Source organism: Pseudomonas sp. NFPP28, from assembly GCF_900115535.1.
GTDB classification, from domain to species: Bacteria; Pseudomonadota; Gammaproteobacteria; order Pseudomonadales; family Pseudomonadaceae; genus Aquipseudomonas; species Aquipseudomonas extremorientalis.
In genome coordinates, this window is record NZ_FOWT01000005.1 from 421796 (window position 1) to 446838 (window position 25043).

At 59.7% G+C, this 25043-nt stretch carries 18 protein-coding genes and 2 pseudogenes; 5 read left to right on the forward strand and 15 right to left on the reverse strand.

The window, feature by feature from the left end; genetic code table 11:
* Positions 1-14 precede the first annotated feature (14 nt).
* The 6 genes from BM110_RS15735 to BM110_RS15760 all read right to left on the reverse strand — a co-directional run bounded on the left by BM110_RS15735 (position 15) and on the right by BM110_RS15760 (position 7215).
* Positions 15-713, reverse strand: a complete 699-nt coding sequence (locus BM110_RS15735) for an NAD(P)H-dependent oxidoreductase (RefSeq protein ID WP_093513783.1) — start codon at positions 711-713, stop codon at positions 15-17.
* Between the two features lie 9 nt (positions 714-722).
* Positions 723-2330, reverse strand: a complete 1608-nt coding sequence (locus tag BM110_RS15740) for a 5-guanidino-2-oxopentanoate decarboxylase (protein ID WP_092249770.1) — start codon at positions 2328-2330, stop codon at positions 723-725.
* Positions 2320-4428: an acetate--CoA ligase family protein gene (locus BM110_RS15745; RefSeq protein ID WP_093513784.1), complete on the reverse strand. Its 2109-nt coding sequence runs from the start codon at positions 4426-4428 to the stop codon at positions 2320-2322. Before BM110_RS15745 ends, BM110_RS15740 begins: the two co-directional genes overlap by 11 nt.
* 18 nt (positions 4429-4446) lie before the next feature.
* Positions 4447-5607: an acyl-CoA dehydrogenase family protein gene (locus BM110_RS15750; RefSeq protein ID WP_093513785.1), complete on the reverse strand. Its 1161-nt coding sequence runs from the start codon at positions 5605-5607 to the stop codon at positions 4447-4449.
* A gap of 27 nt (positions 5608-5634) precedes the next feature.
* Entirely contained in the window at positions 5635-6426 is a 792-nt protein-coding gene (locus BM110_RS15755) for an enoyl-CoA hydratase/isomerase family protein (protein ID WP_092249761.1), read from the reverse strand.
* Positions 6427-6576: 150 nt separating this feature from the next.
* Complete coding sequence (locus BM110_RS15760; protein WP_093513786.1) at positions 6577-7215, reverse strand: TetR family transcriptional regulator C-terminal domain-containing protein; 639 nt, start codon at positions 7213-7215, stop codon at positions 6577-6579.
* Positions 7216-7401: 186 nt separating this feature from the next.
* Between BM110_RS15760 and dkgB the strand changes: the two genes are divergently transcribed.
* A complete protein-coding gene (dkgB, locus tag BM110_RS15765; protein WP_093513787.1) occupies positions 7402-8217 on the forward strand; it encodes a 2,5-didehydrogluconate reductase DkgB in 816 nt (271 codons plus the stop codon).
* Here dkgB and BM110_RS15770 read toward each other — a convergent pair.
* The 8 genes and pseudogenes from BM110_RS15770 to BM110_RS15810 all read right to left on the reverse strand — a co-directional run.
* Entirely contained in the window at positions 8214-8636 is a 423-nt protein-coding gene (locus BM110_RS15770) for an ANTAR domain-containing protein (protein WP_093513788.1), read from the reverse strand. The two genes, dkgB and BM110_RS15770, sit on opposite strands and share 4 nt — an antisense overlap.
* A gap of 134 nt (positions 8637-8770) precedes the next feature.
* Positions 8771-12385 (reverse strand): transporter substrate-binding domain-containing protein, encoded by a 3615-nt coding sequence (locus tag BM110_RS15775; RefSeq protein ID WP_093513789.1) that lies wholly within the window; start codon positions 12383-12385, stop codon positions 8771-8773.
* Between the two features lies 1 nt (position 12386).
* Positions 12387-13013 (reverse strand): response regulator transcription factor, encoded by a 627-nt coding sequence (locus BM110_RS15780; RefSeq protein WP_092249746.1) that lies wholly within the window; start codon positions 13011-13013, stop codon positions 12387-12389.
* A 301-nt stretch (positions 13014-13314) separates the two neighbouring features.
* On the reverse strand, positions 13315-14031 hold the full coding sequence (locus BM110_RS15785) for an MgtC/SapB family protein (protein ID WP_092249743.1): 717 nt from the start codon (positions 14029-14031) through the stop codon (positions 13315-13317).
* Positions 14032-14047: 16 nt separating this feature from the next.
* A complete protein-coding gene (gene mgtA / locus BM110_RS15790; RefSeq protein WP_092249740.1) occupies positions 14048-16753 on the reverse strand; it encodes a magnesium-translocating P-type ATPase in 2706 nt (901 codons plus the stop codon).
* Positions 16754-17199: 446 nt separating this feature from the next.
* Positions 17200-17544: an FKBP-type peptidyl-prolyl cis-trans isomerase gene (locus tag BM110_RS15800; protein ID WP_092249737.1), complete on the reverse strand. Its 345-nt coding sequence runs from the start codon at positions 17542-17544 to the stop codon at positions 17200-17202.
* Between the two features lie 39 nt (positions 17545-17583).
* A pseudogene (locus BM110_RS15805) lies at positions 17584-17718 on the reverse strand (type II toxin-antitoxin system HicB family antitoxin); the annotation flags it as partial.
* A gap of 11 nt (positions 17719-17729) precedes the next feature.
* Positions 17730-17857: pseudogene (locus BM110_RS15810) on the reverse strand (type II toxin-antitoxin system HicA family toxin); the annotation flags it as partial.
* Positions 17858-18381: 524 nt separating this feature from the next.
* Between BM110_RS15810 and BM110_RS15815 the strand changes: the two are divergent.
* The 3 genes from BM110_RS15815 to BM110_RS15825 all read left to right on the forward strand — a co-directional run bounded on the left by BM110_RS15815 (position 18382) and on the right by BM110_RS15825 (position 22518).
* Positions 18382-20331 carry a flavin monoamine oxidase family protein gene (locus BM110_RS15815; RefSeq protein WP_093513791.1) on the forward strand — a complete coding sequence of 650 codons (1950 nt, stop codon included), beginning with the start codon at positions 18382-18384 and terminating at the stop codon, positions 20329-20331.
* Positions 20332-20443: 112 nt separating this feature from the next.
* Positions 20444-21331: a nitrilase family protein gene (locus tag BM110_RS15820; RefSeq protein ID WP_092249731.1), complete on the forward strand. Its 888-nt coding sequence runs from the start codon at positions 20444-20446 to the stop codon at positions 21329-21331.
* Positions 21332-21345: 14 nt separating this feature from the next.
* The gene (locus tag BM110_RS15825; protein ID WP_170856120.1) at positions 21346-22518 is read left to right on the forward strand and encodes a hypothetical protein; all 1173 of its coding nucleotides are present in this window, start codon (positions 21346-21348) and stop codon (positions 22516-22518) included.
* Positions 22519-22753: 235 nt separating this feature from the next.
* Here BM110_RS15825 and BM110_RS15830 read toward each other — a convergent pair whose 3' ends face one another.
* The gene (locus BM110_RS15830; protein WP_093513792.1) at positions 22754-23374 is read right to left on the reverse strand and encodes a transglycosylase SLT domain-containing protein; all 621 of its coding nucleotides are present in this window, start codon (positions 23372-23374) and stop codon (positions 22754-22756) included.
* A gap of 119 nt (positions 23375-23493) precedes the next feature.
* On the opposite strand from BM110_RS15830, the gene BM110_RS15835 reads away from it, so the two are divergent.
* On the forward strand, positions 23494-24990 hold the full coding sequence (locus BM110_RS15835; protein ID WP_071489649.1) for a PAS domain S-box protein: 1497 nt from the start codon (positions 23494-23496) through the stop codon (positions 24988-24990).
* Positions 24991-25043 lie beyond the last annotated feature (53 nt).

Consider the following 25043-nt stretch of genomic DNA (forward strand, 5'->3'; position numbering starts at 1 on the left):
CGACCAAGGCGCTGCTACAGCGGGTACAGCGCCTCATCAAATTGCTCAAGTTTCGGAAATACCAAGGGCTGCTCATCCGCCAGCCCTTGCAGCCGTTGCTCATACTCCACCAGGAAATCCTGCCGCGCCTCAGCACTGATATACGGCACATGCCACGCCACAAACGGCGCCAGCACCTCATAGCCCACATACGCCAGCGTGCCGCGCAGGATCGGGCGCAACATATCCTCCAGCGGCCCATGAATCGCGCCCTCGCCGAACATATGCTCGCGCCCGCCCAGGGTCACGGTGACCAGCGCCCGCTTCCCCGCCAACCCACCCTGATCGTAAAAGCGCTTGCCGCCGTAACACACGCCCGACACCAGCACCCGGTCAATCCAGCCCTTGAGTATGGCCGGCGCCGAGAACCAGAAGATCGGAAAGTTGAGGACCAACAGATCGGCCCACAGCAGCTTGTCCAACTCAGCCTGAATATCCGCCGCTATCGACTGTTTCCTCACTCCCAGGCGTTGCTCCAGCGCATACACCAGGTAATCGGGGTTTTCCCGCATGGAAAAATCCGCCGCCGACGCCACCGGGTTCCACTGCATGGCGTACAAATCACTGACCTTGACGGTGTGTCCCCGGCCTTGCAGCGTGACGAGCGCCTGGTCACGCAGTGCCGCTGTGAACGACCGTGGCTCGGGATGGGCGTGAACAATCAAAACCTTCATGTGAGTTCCTCAAACAGCGCAGGCCTGTTTCAGTTCGATCAGGGTTACGCCATTGCGTTGGAAAGCGTTGCGCAGGTGCGTCTGCAATTCATCCAGGTTGTGGGGCTGGTTCACGGTGCAGCCGAACGCCTGGGCGAACAGCCCAAAGTCGGGGTTGCGCGGCAGCACGCCGACGGGTTCGATGTCGAGGTTGAGCATGTCGTCGCGGATCTGGCCAAGTGCGTCGTTGTTCCACAACAGCACCACCAGCGGGCTGTCCAATTCCTCCACGGCGGTGGCCAGTTCCTGGGCGGTGTAGAGAAAACCACCGTCACCGACCAGCACCAGGCCTGGCCGCTGCGGTGCGCCGAACTTGGCACCGATGGCCGCCGGCAGGCCGTAACCCAAGGTGCCGTAGCCGGTGGGGTGCAGCCAACTGCGCGGGGCGCGACTGCGATAGGCGTAATTGCCGGTGTAGGCCAGTTGGGTCATGTCGCTGCTGATGAATGCATTGGCGGGCAGTTCGGCTTCGATGCGGTCAAGAATGGCACGGTGGATGGACTGCAACGGGCCGTGTCCCCGCTCGACGGCCTGGTGTAATGCCGCAACACGCTTGGCTGCCGTTTCCGCGTCAGCCGACACGGTTGGCAAACGCTCCAGCAACGCCAGCACCGTCTGATTGGCATCGCCACGCAGCGCCACGGCACTGGGGTAGAAATCATTGAATTTGCGCGGGTCGATATCCACCCGCAGCAGCTCACCGTTGAGGGGCAGACGCTCGCACCAATAGTCGGTGTCGGCCATTTCCGTGCCCACCGCCAGCACCACATCGGCCTCGCTGATCAGTTGCCAGCCGGGCTCGACGCACAGGGTGGAACCGGCATTCAACGGGTGATCGATCGGCAGCAACCCCTTGCCGGCCACGCTGGTGAAAAACGGCGCGGCCAACTGCGTGCTCAAACGCTGCAACGCCTCGCCTGCCGCCAGTGCACCGCCCCCGGCGATAATCATGGGCCGTTGGGCCGCTGCGAGCTTGGCCACCGCCTGGCCCAAGACGTCAGCCGACGGCACGCCGCGACCCGGGCGGCGCACCACGTCATCGCTCCAGTCGCGCTTGATCGGTGCCGCCAACACATCCAGCGGCACCGAGATATGCACCGGCCGAGGCCGCTCGCTGTCGAACACCGCATAGGCGCGGGCGATCAGTTCGGGCAAATCCTCGGCACTGAGTGCGACCGCCGAAAACGCCGTAATCGGTGCGGTGATGGCCCGCTGGTCCTGGGTCTCGTGCAGGCTGCCCCAGCCCTTGCCAAGGCTGGCGGTGCTGTTGACGCTGGAGATCACCAGCAGCGGAATCGAGTCGGCATACGCCTGGCCGATCGCGGTGGCGGCATTGGTCACTCCCGGCCCGGTGATCACAAAGCACACCCCTGGCTTGCCGCTGACCCGCGCATACCCGTCGGCCATGAAACCGGCGCCTTGCTCGTGGCGCGTAAGCACATGGCGAATGCCGCTGCCGGGCAGGCCGCGATACAGCTCCAGCGTATGCACACCGGGAATGCCGAACACGGTGTCCACCCCATAATGGGCCAGCAACCGCACCAGGGCCTGGCCGCCGGTCATCACCTTATCGTGCATGCTCATCTCCTAGACGTATCAATGCATCGACCGCCGTAGCGCCCTGGGCACTGACCAACAATGGGTTCACATCCAGCTCCAGCAACTGCCCGGCGTTGGCGCAGGCGTAGTCGGCCACCGCCCGAATGGCCGCGACCAATACATGCATATCCGCCGCGTCACGGCCGCGATAACCTTGCAGCAACGGGGCGCTGCGCAGGCTGAGCAGAGCATTGCAAATGGCGCTGTCGGTGGTGGGCAGCAGCAGGCTGCGACTGTCCTTGAGCAGCTCTACCAGGATGCCACCGGTACCGATGACCAGTGCCAGGCCAAACTCGTTTTCTCGCTTGATGCCCACGATCAACTCCGCCAAAGGCGGCGCAGCCATGGCCTCCAGCAGCAGTTGATCGAACGCGACATCCGGCGCATAAGCGGCGATGTGCTCGCGCATCTGCTCAAGTGCAGTGGTCAGCGCCATACCGTTTTTCAGGTTCAGCACCACTGCACCGGCTTCGGTTTTATGCGGCAACTGCGCGCTGACCGCTTTGAGCACCAGGGGATAGCCAACCACCGCGGCATCGCTGATCGCCCTGGCCGGAGTACTCAATACCCCGGTTGGCGTGGCCAGGCCGAACGCGCGCAAGGCTTGTTTGGAAGCCCATTCGTCGAGGGCCTCGCCGCTGCCTTGCAGGGCCTTCGGGCACAGCGGTTCGAGGATCGATTCGCCGCGCTCCAGCAGCACGCGGCGATTGCCCGGGTAACCGGCAATCCGTCCCCACGCCGCCAATGCGTCTTCCACGCCTTGCAGCGCTGCGATGCCTTGAGCATGCAGGCGCTCGCGGGCATGGGCCGGCAGCAACTCGGGAAAGGCCGAGGTGACAAACCCCGTCTTGCCATGCCGGCCAAGCGCGTTGCAGAACAACTCCAGCAGCAGGTCACACTCCTTGCGCTCACCCGTGGACTCGGCCGGGTAATCCAGCACCAACAGGGCGGCATCGGCTTCGGTGCGCAGGGCGGTGTCGAGCATGGCATCGAGGGCCGCACGGTTGCCCCAGATGGCCGTGGTGAAATCCAGCGGATTGACCAGGTTGGCGTAGCTGGGCAGCACCTGCGCCAGTTCACGGCGCTGGCCTGCGTCGAGCGTTGGCAAGGCCAGGTGATTGCGTTCGGCATAGTCGGCAATCAGCCCCGCATCGCCCCCGGAACAGGCCAGCGCGATCAGGCGGTTACCCGCAGGAAGGTTGCCGCATGCCGCAGCTTTGAGGGTTTCGACAAAACTCACCGGCCCGCTCACGCGAATCACGCCCAAGCGTGCAAACAGGCTGTCGTACAGCGCATCGGAGCCGGACAGCGAACTGGTGTGACTCAAGGCCAGCTCGGCGCCGATCTGCGACACGCCGGTTTTCAGCGCAATGATCGGAATGCCTTTTTCCAGGGCCTTGTGGGCGGCACGGGCAAACCCCGGCACATTTTTCAACCCTTCCAGGTGCAGGCCGATGGCGGTGACGCGCGGTTCATCGAGCAGCACCTCCATCAATTCGGCAACACCCAATTGCGCCTGGTTACCCACCGACGCCATGTAGGCTACCGGCAGCGAACGGTCGCTCATCGACAGGTTGTAGGCGAAGTTGCCGCTCTGGGTCAGCACCGCCACGCCCTTCTCCACCGCCTTGCCGCCATGGGCCACCGGCCACAGCGCTGCGCCGTGCAGGTAATCCAGCAGGCCGTAGCAGTTGGGGCCAAGCAAGGCCATCTCACCCGCCGCCTTTAATAGCTGCTGTTGCAGGACGGCACCGTCGGCCCCGGTCTCGGCAAACCCTGAGGCGTAGCAAATCGCGCCACCCGTGCCGATGGCCGCGAGTTCGGCGACGCAGGCCAACGTGAGTTCGCGGTTGGTGGCGATAAACACCGCGTCCGGCCCGCACGGTAAATCCGCCACACGGCGTACACAAGGGATGCCGTCGAGGCGGTCATGCTGCGGGTTGACCAGCCACATCGGCCCGTTAAAACCACCTTCGGCGCAGCGCTTGAGCGCACGGGCCATGCTGCGGCCGCCGACGAATGCCAGGTGCCGGGGCGCCAGCAGGCGCTTGAGGTTGTCGCGAATAGCCTGAGACATAAGCGTTCTCCGCGCCGATCAGCGCAACAGCGGCCGCAACAGTTCACGGGCGATGATATGGCGCTGGATTTCCGAGGTGCCTTCCCAGATCCGCTCGATCCGTGCGTTGCGCCAGATGCGCTCCACCGGCCCTTCCTCCATCAGGCCCATGCCGCCGAAAATCTGCACCGCCTCGTCGGCGACCTTGCCCAGGGTTTCACTGGCAAACAGCTTGGCCATGCCGGCCTCACCATCGGTCATGCTGCCCTGGTCCATCTTCCAGGCGGTGTGCAGGGTCAGCAGTTCTGCTGCGCGGATCTGTGTGGCCATGTCCGCCAGCTTGAAGCTCACGCCTTGATAAGTGCCGATGGGCTGGCCGAACTGCTTGCGGTCCGCCGCCCATTGCAGCGACACATCCAGCGCGCGCTGGGCCTGGCCGACGCAGTTGGCGGCCACCATCACACGGCCGGCGGTGAGCCAGGCGTTGGCCACGTCCCAGCCCTTGCCCACTTCGCCCAGTACCTTGGAAGCCGGTACGCGGCAGTCGTCGAAGAACAGTTCATAGGTGTGATAACCCCGGTTGCTCACGCACTTGGGGCCACGGCGGATGGTCATGCCGGGCGTGCCGCGATCCACCAGGAGCGCGGTCACGGCGTTGCGCTGTCGACCGTTGTGTTCATAGGTGTCGGTGACCGCAAACACGATGGCGAAATCGGCGTGCCCGGCATGGCTGATAAAGTGCTTGCTGCCGTTGATCACGAACTCATCGCCACGTTGTACGGCGCGGGTCTTGATGGCATTGGCGTCGGAGCCGGCGCCGGGTTCGGTGAGGGCGAAACAGTCGATTTTCTTGCCCTGCACACACGGCAGCAGGTAGTCGCCAATCTGTGCTCCCGTACACGCCATGAGGATCTTGGACGGCCGCGCAACAAACACATGCAGCGCCCACGACACCTTGGACAATTCCCGCTCGATCAGGGCCTGGGACAGATAGTCCAGGCCACCGCCCCCCACCGCCTCCGGTATGTTGAAAGCGTAGAAGCCAGCAGCGATGGCCTTGTCGCGGATCTGCGCGGCCAGCTCGGGAGAGACCTCATCGGCACGGTCCACCGCCGCCTCATGGGGCAACAATTCCTTGGCTACAAAACTGCGTACCGCGTCCACCAACATGTCTTGTTCTTGGCTGAGTTGGAAATGCATGGCGCTACCTGCTCGGAGGTGGTGGTGTTATTGGCCGTAAAAAGTCGGCAGGCGTTTTTCCACGGACGCGCGCAAGGCCTCGGCGCCATCGGCACTGCGCCCGCACAACAGGCCGGCCGCCCGTTCGGCCTGCAACTGTTCGGGCAGGCTGCGCCCGGCACCTTCACGCAGCAGGGTCTTGGTCTGGGCGAAGGCGAAGGTCGGGCCGTTGGCCAGGCGTGTGGCGAGTTCGGTGGTGTAGGCATTGAGCTGGTCATCGGCGACGACTTCACCGACCAGGCCCGCGGCCAAGGCACGCTCGGCACTCCACAGCTCGTCGAGAAACAACAGGCGCTTGGCCTGTTCGCTGCCAATCAGGCGCGGCAAGTGCCAACTGGCGCCCGCGTCCGGCGAGTAGGCCATGCGGGTGTAACCAGCCTTGAAGCGCGCCGATTGGGCCGCTATGCGCAGGTCGCAGCATAAGGTCAGGTCCATGCCCGCACCGACGGCGGTGCCGTTGATCGCGGCAATCGTGGGTTTATCGAGAGTGTGCAGGCGCGTCATCAGCGCGTGGGCGGTTTCGGTCCAGCCGTAGGTTTCGAGGGCACCGCGAGCTTCGGCATCCGCCCACTCGGCCAGGTCGGCACCGGCGCAGAAGCTTCGCCCATTACCGGTCAATACCACCGCGCGCGCAGCGACGTCTGTATTGAAGGCATCGAGCAAGGCATGCAGGTGCTTGAGGGTGGGGATGTCCAGAGCGTTGCGCTGCGGACCACGGTTGAGGGTGATCCAGGCAACACCAGCTTCTACATGAGTGAGCACGGGCGATTCGGCAGTCATGGCGTCCTCGAATTGTTTTATTTGACCTGAGGGGTGCGACATGAGGCGATACTAAACAAGTGTTCAGCAAGAAGGCAATCAGCCAACAGCAAATTTTTTCAGGAGGGAAACGGCCTGCCTGAACCTGGCGTTCAGGTGGCTGGAGAAGGCTCAGGGTTTGAGCTGGTAACGCTGGCGACCGCCAGCCTGCAGGCCATCCACCCAGGCTTCGCAGATTTGGATGCCCTGTTCGGGCGTAAACGTACCGGGGTTGAGCCCCGACTCCAGCCACAACCCATCGAGCAATGCGCTCAGGCCGATGGCGGCGAGGTCGGCGTCGAAGTGCTTCCAGCCCTCCTCCCTGGCCATGTCGGTCAGGGCGGAGCGCATGATGGTGCGGTACTCGCCGTAGGAATGCTCGTGCGCCAGGTTGATCGCCGGTGCGGTCTTTACCGCGCCCCAGAACACCAGCCACGCGTCCAGCAGGTGCGGGTCGAGCAGTTCGGCGGAAAACGAGCCCTGGAACAACGCCGACAGGCGCTCCCGAGGGTTCGGCGGCGCCTTGGCCATGGTCGCGCGCAACAGGCCCATGACCTGGTCGGTGATGGTGCGATAGGCCTCGGCCACCAGCTCATCCTTGCCCGAATAGTGATGGCTGATCAGCCCCACCGACACCCCGGCCTCGGCACTGATCTTGCGAATCGACGCACCCTGGAAACCATCGCGCTTGAGACAGGTGAGCGTGGCCTGGACCAGATGGGCCTTGCGCACTTCCGGGTCCATCCGGGAGAAACTGGATTCCTGGGTCATGCGGCGATTTCCTTGGGTTGAGTCGGCAGCACGACTCTACATCAGTCTCGGTAGCCCGGCGACACCCATCCCCCCCAGTAAATTCGTGATCTGCGGTAAAGAGTCCTTTTCGGATTCGACGGTTTTTCCGAAGGAACGACAGGCGGATACTCGACTCCATTGTTCACCCCCCTTCAGGAGTTACTGATGTCCACTACGCAAAACGTTCCGGCCTTTGGCCTCGGCACCTTCCGTCTGCAAGGCCAGGTGGTGATCGATTCCGTCAGCACCGGCCTCGAGCTGGGCTACCGCGTCATCGACACCGCGCAAATCTATGAGAACGAAGCCGATGTTGGCCAGGCCATTGCCGACAGTGGCATCCCGCGCGATGAGCTGTTCATCACCAGCAAGATCTGGATCGCCAACTTCGCCGAAGGCCAGTTGATTCCCAGCCTGCGCGAGAGCCTGCGCAAACTGAAAACCGATTACCTTGACCTCACCCTGATCCACTGGCCCTCGCCGGAAGACCAGGTGCCTGTCGCCGAATTCATGGGCCAGTTGCTGGAGGCCAAGCGCCTGGGCCTGACCCGCCGGATCGGCATTTCCAACTTTACCGTCGACCTGATGAAACAAGCGATTGCGGCAGTAGGTTCGGAGAATATCGCCACCAACCAGATCGAGCTGCACCCCTACCTGCAAAACCGCAAGGTCGTGGACTTCGCCACCGCCAACGGTATCCAGATCACGTCCTACATGACCCTGGCCTACGGCGAAGTGCTCAAGGACCCGGTGATCCGACAAATCGCCGAGCGCCATCAGGCGACCCCGGCGCAAGTGACACTGGCCTGGGCGATGCAACTGGGTTATGCAGTCATCCCTTCGTCGACCAAACGCGCCAACCTGGAAAGCAACCTCAAGGCCCTGCAACTGACCTTGAGCCCTGCCGACATGGCGCAGATGGCCGAGCTGGAACGCGGCCATCGCCTCACCAGCCCCAAGGGTATCGCCCCCCAGTGGGACTAAACCCCGGCCACAGGCGTGCGGGATAATTCCCGCAGCCACGGCAGTACGCGCAGGCCCGTAGCGGCTGCGGGTGGGTCGATGATGTCCATGAAGTGTTCGAGATTGACGTTGTCCGGCACACCGGGCAGGCGTACCAGCACCGCCGGCGTTGCGTCGGCAGACAGGCCCAGGTCCAGGTGGTCATAGACCAGCACATGATGCACCTGGGGTTGAGGACCGCAAGTGTGGATCGCCAGCCCCGCGTTGATGATCAGCACATCGAAAGGCTGTGCCGGAATGACGGTGAGCAGTTGGACCTCTTCGAAGGTCTGCACCGGTACGATGCGGTGATAACCCAACTGGTTGAGCATTTTTTCGATGTACAGGCGTTGCAGGTGTTGCTCATCGGCAATCAGGATGGTCAGTGCTTTGTTTGGCATGGCGAACCCCTGGGCAGGCAGTGCTCGTCAGTGAGCGAGGCCCATTCTCCAGACATATACCGACGACAAAATCAGGCTTGTTCCCGTTCCATGTAGGAGTTCTCCCAAATTCGCCGAACGGTTGCCCGCTTCGGTCAAGCCTGCTTGCAGTACTGGCTCAGGTCATGATGCAAACCATCGATAGCCACGCTCAATGCCGCAACCGCCACCGCCACCGCATCGCCGTCGCGCCTTTCGCACGCATCCTCCAAAGCCTCGCAACAGGTGATCAGCGCCTGGGCCTTGACCATGCGCGCACCGCCTTTGACACGATGGGCCAGGTCATACAACTTGGCGAAATCGGCCCGGTCCTGCAGGGTCGACAGCATTCGGAGGTCCTCTGCAAGGCTAATGAGCAAGGGTGCCAGCAACTCGTTGAGCACGGCCGCGTCGTCGCCTGTCAGCATCACCAGCGAGCTCAAATCAAATTGCGCTTTGGCTTCTCCCGTTACAGCGCTGGCCGTGCGCGACGCCAAGGCCGCACGTAGATCGTCAAGCCCCGTCGGCTTGAACAGGCAACCGTCCATACCGGCCTGTCGACAGCGCTCGACCTCCTCCGGCTGGGCATTGGCGGTGAATCCCAGCAGAAGGCAGGGCACAAGGCCACGTTGCCGTTCCTGGGCACGAATATCACGCGCCAACGTGTAGCCGTCCATGACAGGCATATTGCAGTCGGTGATCACCCCATCAAAATGCCCGGTTTGCCAACGTGCAAAGCCTTCGGCGCCATCCTCGGCTGTAACGATCTGATGCCCCAGGAAGGTCAACTGTCGAGCCAGAAGCAAGCGGTTGGCCGGATAATCATCGACCACCAGAAGCTGCAATGCCTGCGTGGCAGGAACACAGGGGACCGGTGAGCCAACCGGTGCTGCCGTGGTCAACGCCAGTGCCAGTGTCACATCCACCCGCGTCCCCTTGCCCAGCACGCTGCTCAGGTGCAGTTGGCCGCCCATCATCTCGCACAGGTTACGGCTGATCACCAGCCCCAGGCCCGAGCCGCTGCGTGCCGATTGCTCGTTATTGCTGCCTTGGATAAACGGGTTGAACAAACGCTGCTGATCTTCGGCACTGATGCCAATCCCCGCATCTTCCACGCAGAGCCGCAGGTTCAAATGCTCACCGGCCAACACCGATGCGGCTTGGGCACACAGGCGTATCTGGCCAGAGTAGGTAAATTTGATCGCATTGCCTAACAGGTTCGACACCACTTGCTTGAAGCGCAACGGATCGATCAGTACCAGTCGGTCGATCATCGGGTCGAGCTCTACGTTCAGCGACAGGCCTTTATCCCGCGCCAGCCCTTCGAACACCCGCGCCACAGAGGCCAACAGCTCGTGCAGGTTGGCCGGCTCCAGAGTCAGGGACAAGTGACCGGTTTCGATTCGCGCAATGTCCAGGATATCGCCGATCAACTCCAGCAAACTGCGCGAGGCCATCGATGCCACTTCCAGCGCATCTCGATCGACGTGCCCCTGCTCAGCATTTTTCTGCGCCAGTTCGATCATGCCGATCACTGCGTTCATCGGCGTTCGGATCTCATGACTCATCGTCGCCAGGAACGTGGTCTTGGCACGGTTGGCGGCGTCCGCGTCTTCCTTCGCCTCCCGCAACTGACCCAACAGGCGCTGGCGCTCGCTCACGTCCACCCAGCCGGCAATCATGCCCACCACGTTGCCGTTGCTATCACGGTACGGCAGCATCCACTGGTAAATCGTCAGCACACCGCCACCGGGCACCTTCAGCACTCGGTCATGAATCTGTGGCTCACCGCGCTCCATCAAGTCCAGGTAGTCCGCATGGAACGACTGGGCCTGGGGCGGGTTGCCCGTATCGGTCTCCACAACAGTCTTGCCGATCACGTCCTCCAGCTTGAAGCCGAACACGTCAAGGTACGCGTTGTTGCACGCCATCAAGCGCCCCTGGCGGTCGCGCACATAAATCGGGTGAGGCGTGCCGTCGATCAGAACGCTCATAAAGCGCATCTGGTCGCTCAAGGCGCGTTCGGCCTGGGCACGCTTGTGAATCAGGTTGCGCAGGTAGAACACCCAGCCCAGGGTGATCAGCAACAACAGCGCGGCCAGGCCAAACCCCTGGATAATCACGTTGCGATGACTGACCCAGTAGCTGTCTTCAATAATGATTTCACTGCGCCAATGATTGGTCAGTTCGTCCATCTCTTCCGGCGTAATGCTCAACAACGCCTTCTCGAGGATCGAATACAACTCCAACTGGCTGCGGTTGACGCCGAAGGCAATCCGCGCCGGTTCCGTACCCACCGTGCTGGTGATACGCAGCCGATCGCGATAGTTGCGCGTGATCATGTAGCGTGCGCTGATCAATGAAATGACTGTCGCGTCGGCACTCCCCTTGGCCACCCATTCCATGGCCTGCTCCGGGTTCTCGACGTCGACAAACTCGATCCCTGGATAGTCCCGGGCGATCTGCGCGGCGAGGCTGTTGCCGCCAATGAACGCCAGGCGTTTGCCAGGCATGTCCTCCAGAGTCAGCAGACGCTCGTCGCCGGCGCGCACCACCAGCACATAGGGATTGGACAGGTAGGGCCGGGTAAAGCGCACCTTTTCGGAACGCTCGACACTGGGCGTAATCACCGCCAGCATGTCCATCTGGCCGGCGCTGACCTCGTCGACTTGCCGAGGCAGCGAACTGCCCTGCACCACTTCGAACTTCAAGCCCGTGCGTAAGCTGATCCGCGACAATACCTCCTCACTCAACCCCATGAACTGCCCTTGCTCATTGAAAAATGACAGCGGCACGAACTTATCCAGTACTGCCACTCTCACCCGGGGATGCTTCTCCAGCCAACGCTGCTCGCTGTCACTCAAGCGTAATCGGTCAGCCTCCAGGAACCCACTGCCGCCGGCACTCCAGCGACGCAGGATTTCCATCTGCTGGCTGGCCGGGATAACAGCCAGCGCGGCATTGATGATCGTCAACAGACGCTGGTTGTCGGCAGTAAACGCGAACCCGAACGGGTTGACCTCCAGCGCGGAAAAGTCTGCCATGCGCACGTTATTAAGGTGGTTCTTGTTGATCAGATAGCGGGCGCTGATGGCATCGCCCAGGTAGACATCCGCCTGGCCGAAAGCCACGGCGCCGATAGCCTGATGAGTCGAACCGTACAACAACAGTTGCGCCTGGGGGTAAAAGGCCTGGACAGCTTCGGGTTGCATATAGTGGTAGAGCATCGCCACGCGCTTGCCGGCCAGGTCGGCGCTCAAGGAATGGCTTTCACCCGTGCGGGTCACCAGCACCGGTTGATCATTGGCGTAGGAACGCGACAGTACCAACGCCTTGTCGGCCGCCTCATAACCATTGGCCGACCCCACCAGATCCACCTCGCCCAGCTTGAGCGCCTCGATCACTTCATCACGGGTGTCGTAGCGCCGAACCTCGATAGGTACATTCAAGATCAGGCTGATCAGCCACGTGTAGTCAGCCGTGATGCCTTCAAAATCGTTGTCGTTGCTCAGGTCGAACGGTGCGTAGTCGGGTGCCGACACGCCCATCACCAACCTGCGGCGCTCGCGCAACCACTGCCAGTCGCTGTCATCCAGCGCTACTGTTGGGTGCTCCAGGGTGGAATGGCCGAGCAGTCGAAGGGCATGCGGTTCGTCCAGGGCCATCGCTGCACAGGGCAACAGCCCCATCAGCAGGATGGCCGTGAATGTCACCAGCCGGGAGGTGGTCATTTCAGATCAGATGATTGCGCTGGGCAAACTTGGACAGGTGCACCACCGAGGACATGCGCAGCTTCTCTTTGAGGCGGGTCTTGTAGGTGCTGATGGTCTTGTGGCTCAACAGCATATCCTCGGCGATTTCCTTGTTGCCCAGGCCCAGCGCCAGTTTTTGCAGTACCGTCAATTCGCGGTCGGACAGCGCCTCCACCAACTCCTGTTCGGTGGTCTGCAAATCGTCGCGGCGAACTGAACTGGTGGCCGTGCTCGGGAAGCAACTGTAACCGGCCCTGATGGCCCTGATCGCCTTTTGCAATTCGTCCAGTTCACCGGTCTTGGCAACAAAGCCCATGGCCCCGGCACGCATGCAGCGAGTTGAGAAAAATACCGCCAGGTAGGACGTGAGCACCAGGATCTTGCAGGGCAGTCCCAGCGCCTTTATCCGGCTGATCACCTCCAGCCCACCAAGCTTTGGCATTGCCAGATCGAGGATAACCAGATCCGGGCGCTCCTCCCGAGCAATCTGCATGGCGTCGGCGCCGTTGCCCGCTTCAAAGATGGTATCGAAGCCCTCCTGCTTCAACAGGTACTTCACGGTGGCGCGGATAAAAGGGTGATCGTCCACAATTAAAGCTTTGCTCATAAGACTCCCCGAGGGATCAGTACGCTTACATATCACACGGGACCTATCTACCTGTGAAAAGTAACAGTTCCGACAAACGGTACTGATTACTCTGCATGACACTTCAGGCAGTACAGACCCCTCCTTTTGATAGAACACGCTAAACACGTAGAGCTGCGCCCTGCCTCCTGGGAAGACGCAAGCGCGCAACCTTAACAACGGCGTGTCCGCTCAAATGAAGGGATAGTCTCCAATGCTTGTAGGACTTTTCCTAGTCATAGCATGACCAGCTGAGCGCGGGGCAAGGCCTGACAGGCGGGGACTACTCGGTGGTACTGGGGCTCCAGAACGCTTGCACCACCAGGGTCGACATCGAGATTCGCGCCACCAGGGCGTCCAGCTCATCACCGTCTACCGAGGTCACGGCCAGGGTGGCTTCGATTTCCACTTCTTCCGTGCCAAAAGGCCGCACATCCACATCGCTGGCCGGGTAGTTACAGCGCGCCAGCTCGGCCTCCAGCAAAGCCAGAACGGCCTTTTGCTGGGTACGCCGGGCAACCACGTACAAGATGTTGGTGACTTCCGCCGACACCACGTCCAGTGGCTGACGGTTGATGTTATTGACGATGGGACGCAGCAAGGTGTTGGCCGCCAGCACAAACAGCGTGCCCAGCAGCGCTTCGAGGACCAGGTCGGCACCCGCGCAAGCGCCCACCGCCGCCGACGCCCAGAGGGTGGCCGCCGTGTTGAGCCCGCGCACATTGCCTTCTTCGCGCATGATCACGCCGGCACCTAGAAAGCCGATGCCCGACACCACATAGGCCACCACCCGCACCGCACCTTCCGCACCGCCGAGCCGGCTGGCCATGTCGACAAAAATCGCCGCGCCCACCGCCACCAGCACGTTGGTGCGCAGGCCCGCCGTGCGCTGGCGGTACTGACGCTCAAAACCGATCAGGCCACCCAGGATGAAGGCTGCGGTGAGGCTGACCAGGGTGTCGACCAGGGATTCGAGGTTGATGTTGTTGATTGCTTGCATAGGAAATCTTCCCTGTTCATTGCCAGCCAAACTTACGGATGTAGTACCCCTTCACCGCCTGGGTCAGCGCCATGTATGCCAGCAGGATCACCGGCAGGAACACGAAGTACAGCGACGGCAGCGCCTGCAATTTGAAGTAGTGCGCCAGTGGCCCCATCGGCAGGAAAATCCCCACCGCCATGATCACGCCGGTCATCGCCATCAACGGCATCGCCGCGCGGCTTTGCAGGAACGGAATCTTCGGGGTGCGAATCATGTGCACGATCAGCGTCTGGGTCAGCAGCCCCACCACGAACCAGCCGGACTGGAACAGGGTCTGGTGGTCGGGGGTGTTGGCATCGAAGACATACCACATGAGTGCGAACGTGGTGATGTCAAAGATTGAACTGATCGGCCCGAAAAACAGCATGAAACGGCCGACATCTCCCGGTTGCCAGCGTTGAGGTTTGCTCAGCATCTCGTCATCGACGTTATCGAACGGGATCGCAATCTGCGAAATGTCATACAGCAGGTTCTGCACCAGCAAATGCATCGGCAGCATCGGCAGGAACGGGATGAACGCACTGGCCACCAGCACCGAAAACACATTGCCGAAGTTGGAACTGGCGGTCATCTTGATGTACTTGAGCATGTTGGCGAAGGTGCGCCGGCCTTCCAGCACGCCCTCCTCCAGGATCATCAGGCTCTTTTCCAACAGGATGATGTCGGCTGCTTCCTTGGCGATGTCCACCGCACTGTCCACCGAAATACCGATGTCGGCAGTACGCAGTGCCGGCGCATCATTGATGCCATCCCCCATGAAGCCCACCACATGCCCATTGGCCTTGAGCAGGCGCACGATGCGCTCCTTGTGGCTTGGCGTCAGCTTGGCGAACACATTGGTGGTTTCCACGGCCTTGGCCAGTTCGGCGTCAGTCATGTCCTCGATGTCGTTGCCCATCAGCAGGCCTTGTTGCTCCAGGCCCACTTCGCGGCAGATCTTGGCGGTGACCAGTTCGTTGTCACCGGTCAGCACTTTCACGGCGACGCCGTGGGCTTTCAGCGCCTTGAGCGCGGGCGCGGTGCTTTCCTTCGGTGGATCGAGGAAGGCAACGTAGCCGATCAGCGTGAGGTTTTTCTCATCCGCCAGGCTGTAGGTATCGCGCCCTGGTGCCATCGGCTGTGCGGCCACGGCGACCACGCGCAGGCCTTCTTCGTTGAACGCTGCCGTCACCTGACGAATGCGCGCCAGCAACTCTTCAGTCAGCGCCTCATTGGTTTCACCATGGCGCACGTTGTTGCACACCGAGAGGATTTCCTCCACGGCGCCCTTGCAGATCAGCAGGTGCGGTTGACCCTGTTCGGCGACCACCACCGACATGCGGCGGCGGTTGAAGTCGAACGGGATCTCATCAATTTTCTGGAACGCGGTGCCGACCTTCAACTCGCGATGCACCTCCACGTGCTCCAGCACCGCTACATCCAACAGGTTTTTCAGGCCGGTCTGGTAGTAGCTGTTGAGGTAGGCCATTTCCAGCACGTCATCGGACTCTTCGCCCCACACGTCCACATGGCGCGCCAGGAAGATCTTGTCCTGGGTCAGGGTGCCGGTCTTGTCGGTGCACAGCACGTCCATGGCGCCGAAGTTCTGGATCGCGTCCAGGCGCTTGACGATGACTTTTTTGCGCGACAGGAACACCGCGCCTTTGGCCAGGGTGGAGGTCACGATCATCGGCAGCATTTCCGGGGTCAGGCCCACGGCAATCGACAGCGCAAACAACAGCGCTTCGGTCCAGTCACCCTTGGTGAAGCCGTTGATGAACAGCACCAGCGGCGCCATCACGAACATGAAGCGGATCAGCAACCAGCTGACCTTGTTGACGCCGTGCTGGAACGAGGTGGTTGCACGGTCGGTGGCGGTTACACGTTGGGCCAGCGCCCCGAAATAGGTGCTGTTGCCGGTGGTCAGGATCACCGCCGTCGCCGCGCCGGACACCACGTTGGTGCCCATGAACAGGATGTTCTCCAGGTCCAGCGGGTTGCGGGTCTTGGCGTCCTGCTGCTGGGCGAACTTTTCCACCGGCATCGATTCGCCGGTCATCGCCGCTTGGCTGACGAACAGGTCCTTGGCACTGAGCACGCGGCAATCGGCGGGGATCATGTCACCGGCGGACAGCACGATCAGGTCGCCCGGCACCAATTGCTTGATCGGCAGTTCGATGCGCTTGGCTTCATCGCGACGCAGCACGGTGGCGGTGTTGCTCACCATCGCCTTGAGGGCATCGGCAGCCTTGTTGGACTTGGCCTCCTGCCAGAAACGCAGCAGCGTCGACAGCACCACCATGGAGAAAATCACCGTGGCGGCCTTCATGTCTTCGGTCAGCCACGAGATCACCGCCAGCAACGTCAGCAGCAGGTTGAACGGGTTCTTGTAGCAGTGCCACAGGTGCACCCACCAAGGCAGCGGCTGCTCATGCTCGACTTCGTTGAGGCCGTATTGCACGCGCAGGGCGTCGGCTTCCTGGGTATTCAACCCCTCGGCGTGACTGCCCAGGGTACCGAGCAATTGCACGGCACTGCTGTTGGCCGAGACCACCAGGGTTTGCGCCAGGGTCGGCGGCACTTCGCGGCTGACGCTGGCGTCGGTCACGGTTTCGAGCATCGCCAGGCGGCGGAAATGCCGGGCGATGTGCCGGGTCCGCAGGAAGCCGGCAAAGAACTCTTTGAGCAGAGTGAGGTTCATGGTGTTACTCCTGCGCGAGGAAAAAACCGTCGTGCAGGTACTGCCCTGTGCGCCGCGCCCTGTTTACAGGCACAGCCACTTTGGCCCGCCTGCCGCAAAGGACAGGCGCGTCCGTAGCATCCCGAGGTGAACCGGGTGCTGGTCAGCGTCGATGAGAGGGATTCGGGCAGGTGCCAGGACTGGCCGCTGCCGGGATGCCGCTTCTCGCTTTTAGTGGCGAGACAACGGCATCGGAAAAATGCGCGTTACCTTGCCAAGCCTGTGCCGGTTACTGATACCGGCCGACTACTGTCACTCGAACAAGTACCCACTGAGGGTCTCCGCTATTGATGAAAACGCGCGAAGCTTACGCCCCGATGATGGGAGAGTAAACCGTAGGAAAGTTTCCGTATGGTGAATAAGAAGATTCTTCAGGGAGGGTTCAGGAAGTGTTTATCCAGGAGGTCTCAATCATCCCGCGTCAGTACTTCCAGCAACTCAATCTCAAAACGCAGGTTACTGTTGGGCTTGATATGCGCGCCCATCGACCGCTCGCCATAGGCCAGATGCGCCGGCACGAACAAGGTCCGCACACCGCCGACCTGCATGCCCATCAAGCCCTGGTCCCAGCCCTTGATCACACGCCCGGTGCCGATCACACACTGGAACGGCTTGCCGCGTTCCCAGGACGAATCGAACACCGTGCCATCTTCCAGGGTGCCGGTGTATTGGGTGGTGATCAGCGCGCCCTTGACCACGGCTTTACCGGTGCCGGGGCGGATGTCGGTGATTTGGAGTTCTTCGGGGCTCATGGGGAATCCGTTGGATAGATAGTGTTTGCTTGAGTTGGTTTACGCTGAAAGCTCGCGCAGTGCGGCAGTCGCCAAGAACCCTGACCGCGATGCATAGCGATGGTCCTTCTGCACACACTCATCAATGCGTTGCAACAGGTGTTCCGGCAAAGAGGCATTAAACCGCACTGACTTGAAAATACTGCAATCTCCGACTTGGGATGAGGGACAGTTACTCTCCCCGCTTCACAGGGTGTTTGAACTGGTGATGACTCCCCTTCACCGCCACCCAACCATCTGCAACCAACAGGTCAATCACCTCTCGACTTCTCATCGCCCACCTTTAGGTGTGCATATTACACACCGCTAAATGGCAATGCGTTTTTTGTACACACATGACACACCAATGAAAAAAGCCCGCTACCCCTCAAGCAAGCTTGCGTGCCGTAATGATGACGATGTACGAAACCTTTGCGCCAGAGAACTAATGTCAGTTTTTGCGCCTTGATCTTATGGCGCCATACGGAATATTGGAGAGATGACACACCTCAAGTCAGTGACATTTCCCTTTATCTCGCAGAACGTTTCCGAAAGAATCCCAACCGCTTGCGCCGCTCAAATTACGTGGCTAGTCTTCGTCGGTCACTGCCCATTCTCGTTCACTGGAGTGCATGCAGCCTCGCTCGTAATACTCTGTCGTTAAGGGTGAAGCATGCTCTCCCACTCTAAATTTTTTGCACCGCCCCTACAAAAAAATACGAACTTCCCTCATCAAAACCCAACTGCAACCTATTTCTGGCCAGCAGCGCTCACATCCATCCTTTCAGAGTCCGTTAACTCTGAACAGGAAATATCAGAATGACCATCGGTTCCACCTTTAATTACCCCGCAGATACAGCCCAACACGCTCATCGAAAAAAGCGCTCCAGCAAGAGCAAATGGGCGGCCAGCTTTCCAAACCCACCAGACTTATGTTTTGACTACCGCACCTTGGTGGAACAATTCAATGGCATTGCCCAAGCCACTGAGCCACATCATAAAATTTGCATCATTGGCGCTGGCATTACTGGACTGACAACTGCACGTGAACTTTACCGATGTGGTTTCACAAACATAACGTTAATTGAAAAGTCACAACGTATAGGCGGCAGGCACCTTACGGCCCTTGGAAATAACAATACCGATACCGTTGGAAGACCACCTTTCGAAATGGGCGCAATGAGAATGCCGTTCTTCAATAAATCAAACGAACTGCCTAAAGATGGGCGTTCACTCATGGCCTATTACGCCAACGATTTCGAATTGCGCCATACAGACTTTCCCAACCCAGGCAGCCCTGCAGTCCGGTCCACGGGTATATTTCTACGTGAAGGGAGCATAGATGACAGCACCGAACCCACAATGCTTATCTGGAAAAATACTGATGGCAAAACACCGCCTCCCGGTCAAACACTGGCTAGTGTTTTCGCAAAATGGAAAACCTTCGCCGAGCGAATGACGCTGATTGTCTCCGAGCATTACGGTTGTGAAGGCTGGGAGCACATGTGGAATTCAATCGTCAAAAAATATGAAAGTGTTTCCTTCCGCGAATTGGTAAAAATGCCAAGCCTTGATGGCTGGCACCACAGCGACCCTGGAAACTTCGGTGGTTTGGGTATGACCGCACAGGAATCCGCTGTTTTCTACGCCATCGGCATTGGTGACGGCAGTTGGGGGGCATTCTATGACGTATGCTCGCTTTACCCACTTCGCACGGCGATATTTGGATTCAGCAGTCATCTGCAATTAATCCACGGGCGCGTAGACGTGGACGGTAAACCGATAGCATCGCCTTACTTGAATCATCCAGAGACCTTGGATTCAAGAGGCCTTGCATTCAACAAACCCACCTACATCGGCCTTGGTTCACTGGCCGAATCACTCCTTTTCATCAAATCCCAAGAAACACATGAGTCTCTATACGAGCACCTCATAAAAAGTCATTCAGGTTTCATGACCAGCAGTGCAGTGACAAAGCTCAAGAAACTAAAGAACGGGAAAATACGGGTCTATTTCGACTGGAACATCACACAAAAAGAACAGGCAAAGAAAGAGTTCATCGATTACGACTCTGTGGTAATGACACTGCCTTCGTGGCTGATCGAAACACACATATCAATTGAAAACTTCACCCAGGAAATGCTTCCATTTGAAGTCATAGAAGCCTATAAGTCAGCCCACTGGGAAACCAGCTGCAAGGTGTACGCACCTCTCAAAAAGTCGTTTCTCTCTCAAAATAAAAAAATCCCTCAAGCCATCGTCACAGATAGCTTGATTCATGACGTATACACTTACCGCTACAACGCTACCAATACCTACGATTGCATCCTTCTCAGCTACACATGGGAAGACGACGCTACCAAACTATCGATATTTACTGACAAAGAACTGGTTGACCGGTGCATCGAAGACCTCGACAGAATTCTTTTGAAATCTGCCAATATAAAGGAAAGAATATCACCGTATATCGGACGCGATAACGCGGTGGTTCAACGGTGGATGAATGATAAAAACTCCCTTGGCTGTGCAAAACTTTATCGTGCAGGTACTTATTACGATGCCATGAAGCTACTGAAATACAATCGAGATTTTTCTCACACCTCAGGTTTGTATCTCTGCGGTGAATCTTTCTCCGTAGATGCGGGTTGGACGGAACCTTGCTTCAGGGGAGCAATTGATACCGTGATAAACATTTGCAGTAAAACCCAAGCCGATTTCAATGGCGACTTTACGATGCATGACTACCCACTCTACAAAGCTGAACCGTAAAAGAAAGAGACTACAACGCAACGGGAATCACCTGACTTTTAATTAAACATTTGTTCGCCTCTTATAAACGCCCAACCGACTCCCGGTTGCATAACAATAAGAGGTCACCGCCATGAGCGAACCAGCAAGCCCCGCCCGCGTAGCCGTCATCCAACTGGACCCTCAGGTTGGCATGAACAACCGAACCAACAACCTGCGTCAAAGTCTTGCACTGGCGACCGAGGCGGCAAACGGTGGAGCGAATCTGATCGTACTGCCCGAACTTACCAATTGCGGGTATTTCTTCAGCAGCCGCCAGGACGCCTTTGATCATGCAGAGCTGATACCAGGCGGCGATAGTGTGCGGGCGTGGGCAGATTTTGCCTGCAAGCACCAGGTGTACCTGGTGGCGGGCCTGTGCGAAATAGACGGTATGCAGTTATTCAATACGGCTGTGCTGCTAGGTCCCGATGGGTTCATCGGCAAATACCGCAAGGCACATCTATGGAACCTGGAAAAGCTCTGGTTCACGCCTGGTGATAGCGGATTTCCAGTATTTGAAACGCCGATAGGCCGCATTGGCTTGCTGATTTGCTGGGATATCTGGTTCCCGGAGGTGCCACGTATTCTCAGCCAGCAGGGCGCCGATATCATTTGCAGCCTGAACAACTGGGTGTGGACGCCTCCGCCCCTGTTCGATGAGGCAGGCAAATGCATGGCGTCGTACCTGACGATGACCGCCGCCCACGTCAATAACGTGTTTATCGCTGCCGCCAGCCGCATTGGCGAAGAGCGGGAAGCGCGCTACCTCGGATGCTCGTTGATTGCCGGAACCAACGGCTGGCCTATAGGCCCGGTAGCTTCAGCCAATCGCCAGGAAATCCTGTTCGCCGACATTGATATCACCAGCGCCCGCAGTGCTCCGATCTGGAACAGCCTTAATGACCTGCAGCGTGATCGACGCAATGATCTCTACGATCAAATGCTTGGCTACTCCCGCCACCCTGCCCTTCCACGCTGATCGGAGGGCTCTGTATGAAAACACTCATTACAGAAACGAGGCCCCGCCGGTCCATGGCCGATATAACCGTCCTGATGTTGGGATTAGCCAGCGTGCTATTGATGCTGTGGGTTGCACTTAGCAACCAGTGGTCCTGGCCGGGCTATACCGAGATGATCACAAGCCTGCCCCATCCCGTTGCCTGGCTGCGGTGGATAGTCGGGGATATCAGTGAAGTAGCCTTCTACAAGCACGAACTGGCATCGCTCGGTTTGTTGGGCGGCGCCTACCTTGCATGGTGGGCGAGCAAGCACGGTAAAGCCTGGCAAGGGTTTTCTATTTCCTACGGAACAGGGCTATGGCCTTGGTTGGTGACAAGTTCACTGCTGGGGCTGATGTTGAGCAATCTTCTGTGGGGTTGGAGCGTCACCGCACAAACGTGGCAACCCACGTTTGCGGCATTCGTCTCGTTACCGGCAGCCATGGTGCTGATGTTCGGCGGCGGCTGGAAAGTTGCCGTAAACGGTGCGGTATTCGGCGCATTGCTGGTGACCCCCCTTTGTCTGCTGATCGTGAACTTCGTATGCGTTCCACTGGGTCTTCCAGTGGTGATCGGCAACGTGGTGGGCATGGCACTCGGCAGCGTCATTGCGTTTGTACTTTGTCGCCGAGTGCCGTCGTTGGTGAGTTCTGATTACATAGCCCTCGCCAAACCGGCCCCCGCCCCGCCCCCCACTTATGGTATTGCCTGGAGTCTGCGTCGGGTGCTCGCAGATTTTTCCGAAGCGCCTTTTTTCGGGAACGAACTTGCCAGTCTCGGGTTGCTGGCAGGTGTACTGGTAGCCTATGCGCTGAACCCGATCAGCCCGGCGTATGGATCAGGCCTGGTGTTGCCCCTGATAGCGGCCCAGGCGCTGACATCGGCACTGGGTGTCGCGATCTGGCGAAAACAGTGGAAGAAACGCGGATGGTATCCGACCTACGTTCCACTGGTCTCAGTGGTCCCGGCGGCTGTATTGACCCACGGTGGCAGTTGGACCGTCATCGGTTCAAGTGCACTGCTCGGGGCTTTGATCGCGCCGCCACTGGCCTGTGCAATTGCAGGTCGCTTGCCCGCACACTTTCACCCGTACATTGGCAATGTCACCTCAATGGCGTTGAGTACGCTGATGATAGTGCCTTTGGTGGGTTGGTTGATTCAGATGTAGCTCATCCCCACGCTGTGCTCTTCACGATACCCTCCCAATAGGGCGGTCACTGCAACTGTGGCGAGCGGGCTTGCCCCGCGTTGGGCTGCGAAGCGGCCCCAAAACCAGCGGCCGAGGAGTGCCTGATTCACCGCATTCCTTCCTCCAGGGTCGCTTCGCGACCCAACGCGGGGCAAGCCCGCTCGCCACAGGGTACTTACCGCCTGTGACCTTAAGACCTTGAAAGGGCTGCCCCTTAAAACCAATGCCAGAACCGACTCCAGAACCCCCGCCCCAAGTCATCCTTGCACCGCGCATATTGCGCCGCATACATCTGCGACCGCGCCTGTACCTTGCTGGCTACCGGTGGCAGCCAGGCCTTGGCGGCGTAGGTGCGCTGGCGATAGCCGCCCCAGCCTTCGTGGTAGTTCAGGTACTGGCCGTAGGCGTCGTATTTGTAGACGCCGTTGATGGTGTAGGTCTTGTCCATGTACCAGCCGACAAAGTCGATGGCGTCGTCGAAGTCCTGGCGGCTGGCGCCGCTGCGGCCGGTGCTCTTGCGGTAGTCGTTCCACACCTCGTCCTTGGCCTGGGCGTAGCCGGCGGCGGTGGAGACGCGGCCCCAGGGAATGATCCACAGCAGGTATTTACGCGGGGCCAAGGCGTCCTGATGGAAGCCGGACTCCTGATACATGATCGCGAACGGCACCTGGATCGGTACGCCCCAGCGTTTTTGCGTGACTTTGGCAGCGTCGTACCAGTCGTCTTTTTCGCGGAAGATGCCGCACAGATCATTTGGCGTACGTGGCGGCGAGGTGCCGCACGCCGTCAGCAGTGAGGTGAGTAACAACAGTCCGACGGCTTTGCCTGCGCTCAAAATGCACCTGTGCCTGATACGTATGAAACGGGCATTTTACGCAGGTCTGCGCCTGGTGCACCTGCACTATCCTGAGCCCCAGGTGTCGTAATTCCATGCGCCCACTCTCAGGAAGACCTATGACCCAGGATGTGCTTGCCAAGGAAACCAACCGCCGCCAGTTGCAGCAGATCATCTCCGGCCTGTCCGACGGGGTGATTCTGGCCGAGGTCGACCAGACCATCCTGTGGGCCAATGAGGCCGCGCTGACCATGCATGGCGTGGGTGACGTGATGGGGCTGGGGGCCAACGGGCAGCAATACGCCGAACGCTTTGCCCTGCGCTACCGCAACAACCACCCGGTGCAGGCAGACAACTACCCGCTGGCCCGGGCCGCGGCGGGCGATGAGTTCAGCGACGTGGTGGTGGAAGTCACGCCCACCGCCGACGAAGAAAAAACCTGGGTGCACCGCCTGCGCAGCCTGGTGATCACCGACTCCCACGGTGAACCGGAACTGCTGGTGCTGATACTCAGCGACGCCACCGAGTGGGCCAGCGCCGAGCAGCGCTTCGAAAAAACCTTCAATGCCAACCCGGCGCCGGCGGTGATCTGTCGCCTCAGCGACCTGCGCTATATCAAGGTCAACCAGGGTTTCCTGGAGATGACCGGCTACAACCGCGACCAGGTCATCGGCAAATCGGTGTATGAACTGGATGTACTGGAACAGGCCGAACGCAAGGACCTGGCCATCCAGCGCCTGGGCGAAGGCGCGACCATCCCGCAGATGCAGGCGGAGCTACGGCTGCCCGGAGGCGGCAGCAAGCTGGTAATCGTTGCTGGCCAGCCATTGGACATGAACGAAGAGGACTGCATGCTGTTTTCCTTCATGGACCTGGAGCCACGGCGCAAAGCGGAAATTGCCCTGCGTCAGAGTGAGGAGCGCTTCGCCAAATCCTTCCGCCTGACTCCGGTGCCGACCCTGGTGTGCAGCGCCGGTAACCGCCAGGTGGTGGATATCAACGAAGCCTTCATGAGCATCACCGGCTACATCAGTGAAGAGCTGATCGGCAAATCGATCGAGGACATCGACTTTATCGACAGCCCCCAGGCTGCCGCACAGTTGTTCGCCAGCCTGGAAAAAGCCGGCAACCTCGACGGCCAGGACCTCAAGGTGCGCAAGAAAGGCAACGAGGTGATCGACTGCGTGGTCTCCGCCGACACCGTGATCATCCAGGACGTGCCCTGCTACCTGATGGTGATGATGAACATCACCGAACGCAAACGCTCGGAGCTGGAGCTGGTGGCGGCCATCGAGGAAGTGATGCAGGACGCCTCGTGGTTCAGCCAGACGCTGATCGAAAAACTGGCCAACGCCAAGAGCGTCAACAGCGCCAGCCAAACGAACGTGGCCTTTACCGACCTTACCGCCCGCGAGCGCGATGTACTGGGCCTGATCTGTGAGGGGCTGGCCGACAAGGAGATCGCCTCGCGCCTGAAACTGGCGCCCAACACCGTGCGTAATCATGTGGCCACGGTGTACTCCAAACTGGGGGTGCACAGCCGCAGCGCTGCCATCGTCTGGGCCCGTGAACGCGGGCTGTTCGCCGGGGAATTGCGGGTCAAAAACAAGCCGTGACAGTGCAAATGCACTAGTGCACCTAGTGCGAATTCGCCTTATTGCGGCGACGG

Coding starts and splice junctions, on each gene's coding strand:
- dkgB (WP_093513787.1), top strand. CDS start 7,402: ATGTCCACTACGCAAAACGTTCCGGCCTTTGGCCTCGGCACCTTCCGT.
- BM110_RS15740 (WP_092249770.1), bottom strand. CDS start 2,330: ATGCACGATAAGGTGATGACCGGCGGCCAGGCCCTGGTGCGGTTGCTG.
- BM110_RS15770 (WP_093513788.1), bottom strand. CDS start 8,636: ATGCCAAACAAAGCACTGACCATCCTGATTGCCGATGAGCAACACCTG.
- mgtA (WP_092249740.1), bottom strand. CDS start 16,753: ATGAACCTCACTCTGCTCAAAGAGTTCTTTGCCGGCTTCCTGCGGACC.
- BM110_RS15780 (WP_092249746.1), bottom strand. CDS start 13,013: ATGAGCAAAGCTTTAATTGTGGACGATCACCCTTTTATCCGCGCCACC.
- BM110_RS15775 (WP_093513789.1), bottom strand. CDS start 12,385: ATGACCACCTCCCGGCTGGTGACATTCACGGCCATCCTGCTGATGGGG.
- BM110_RS15800 (WP_092249737.1), bottom strand. CDS start 17,544: ATGAGCCCCGAAGAACTCCAAATCACCGACATCCGCCCCGGCACCGGT.
- BM110_RS15825 (WP_170856120.1), top strand. CDS start 21,346: ATGAAAACACTCATTACAGAAACGAGGCCCCGCCGGTCCATGGCCGAT.
- BM110_RS15745 (WP_093513784.1), bottom strand. CDS start 4,428: ATGTCTCAGGCTATTCGCGACAACCTCAAGCGCCTGCTGGCGCCCCGG.
- BM110_RS15815 (WP_093513791.1), top strand. CDS start 18,382: ATGACCATCGGTTCCACCTTTAATTACCCCGCAGATACAGCCCAACAC.
- BM110_RS15785 (WP_092249743.1), bottom strand. CDS start 14,031: ATGCAAGCAATCAACAACATCAACCTCGAATCCCTGGTCGACACCCTG.
- BM110_RS15735 (WP_093513783.1), bottom strand. CDS start 713: ATGAAGGTTTTGATTGTTCACGCCCATCCCGAGCCACGGTCGTTCACA.
- BM110_RS15835 (WP_071489649.1), top strand. CDS start 23,494: ATGACCCAGGATGTGCTTGCCAAGGAAACCAACCGCCGCCAGTTGCAG.
- BM110_RS15750 (WP_093513785.1), bottom strand. CDS start 5,607: ATGCATTTCCAACTCAGCCAAGAACAAGACATGTTGGTGGACGCGGTA.
- BM110_RS15755 (WP_092249761.1), bottom strand. CDS start 6,426: ATGACTGCCGAATCGCCCGTGCTCACTCATGTAGAAGCTGGTGTTGCC.
- BM110_RS15760 (WP_093513786.1), bottom strand. CDS start 7,215: ATGACCCAGGAATCCAGTTTCTCCCGGATGGACCCGGAAGTGCGCAAG.
- BM110_RS15820 (WP_092249731.1), top strand. CDS start 20,444: ATGAGCGAACCAGCAAGCCCCGCCCGCGTAGCCGTCATCCAACTGGAC.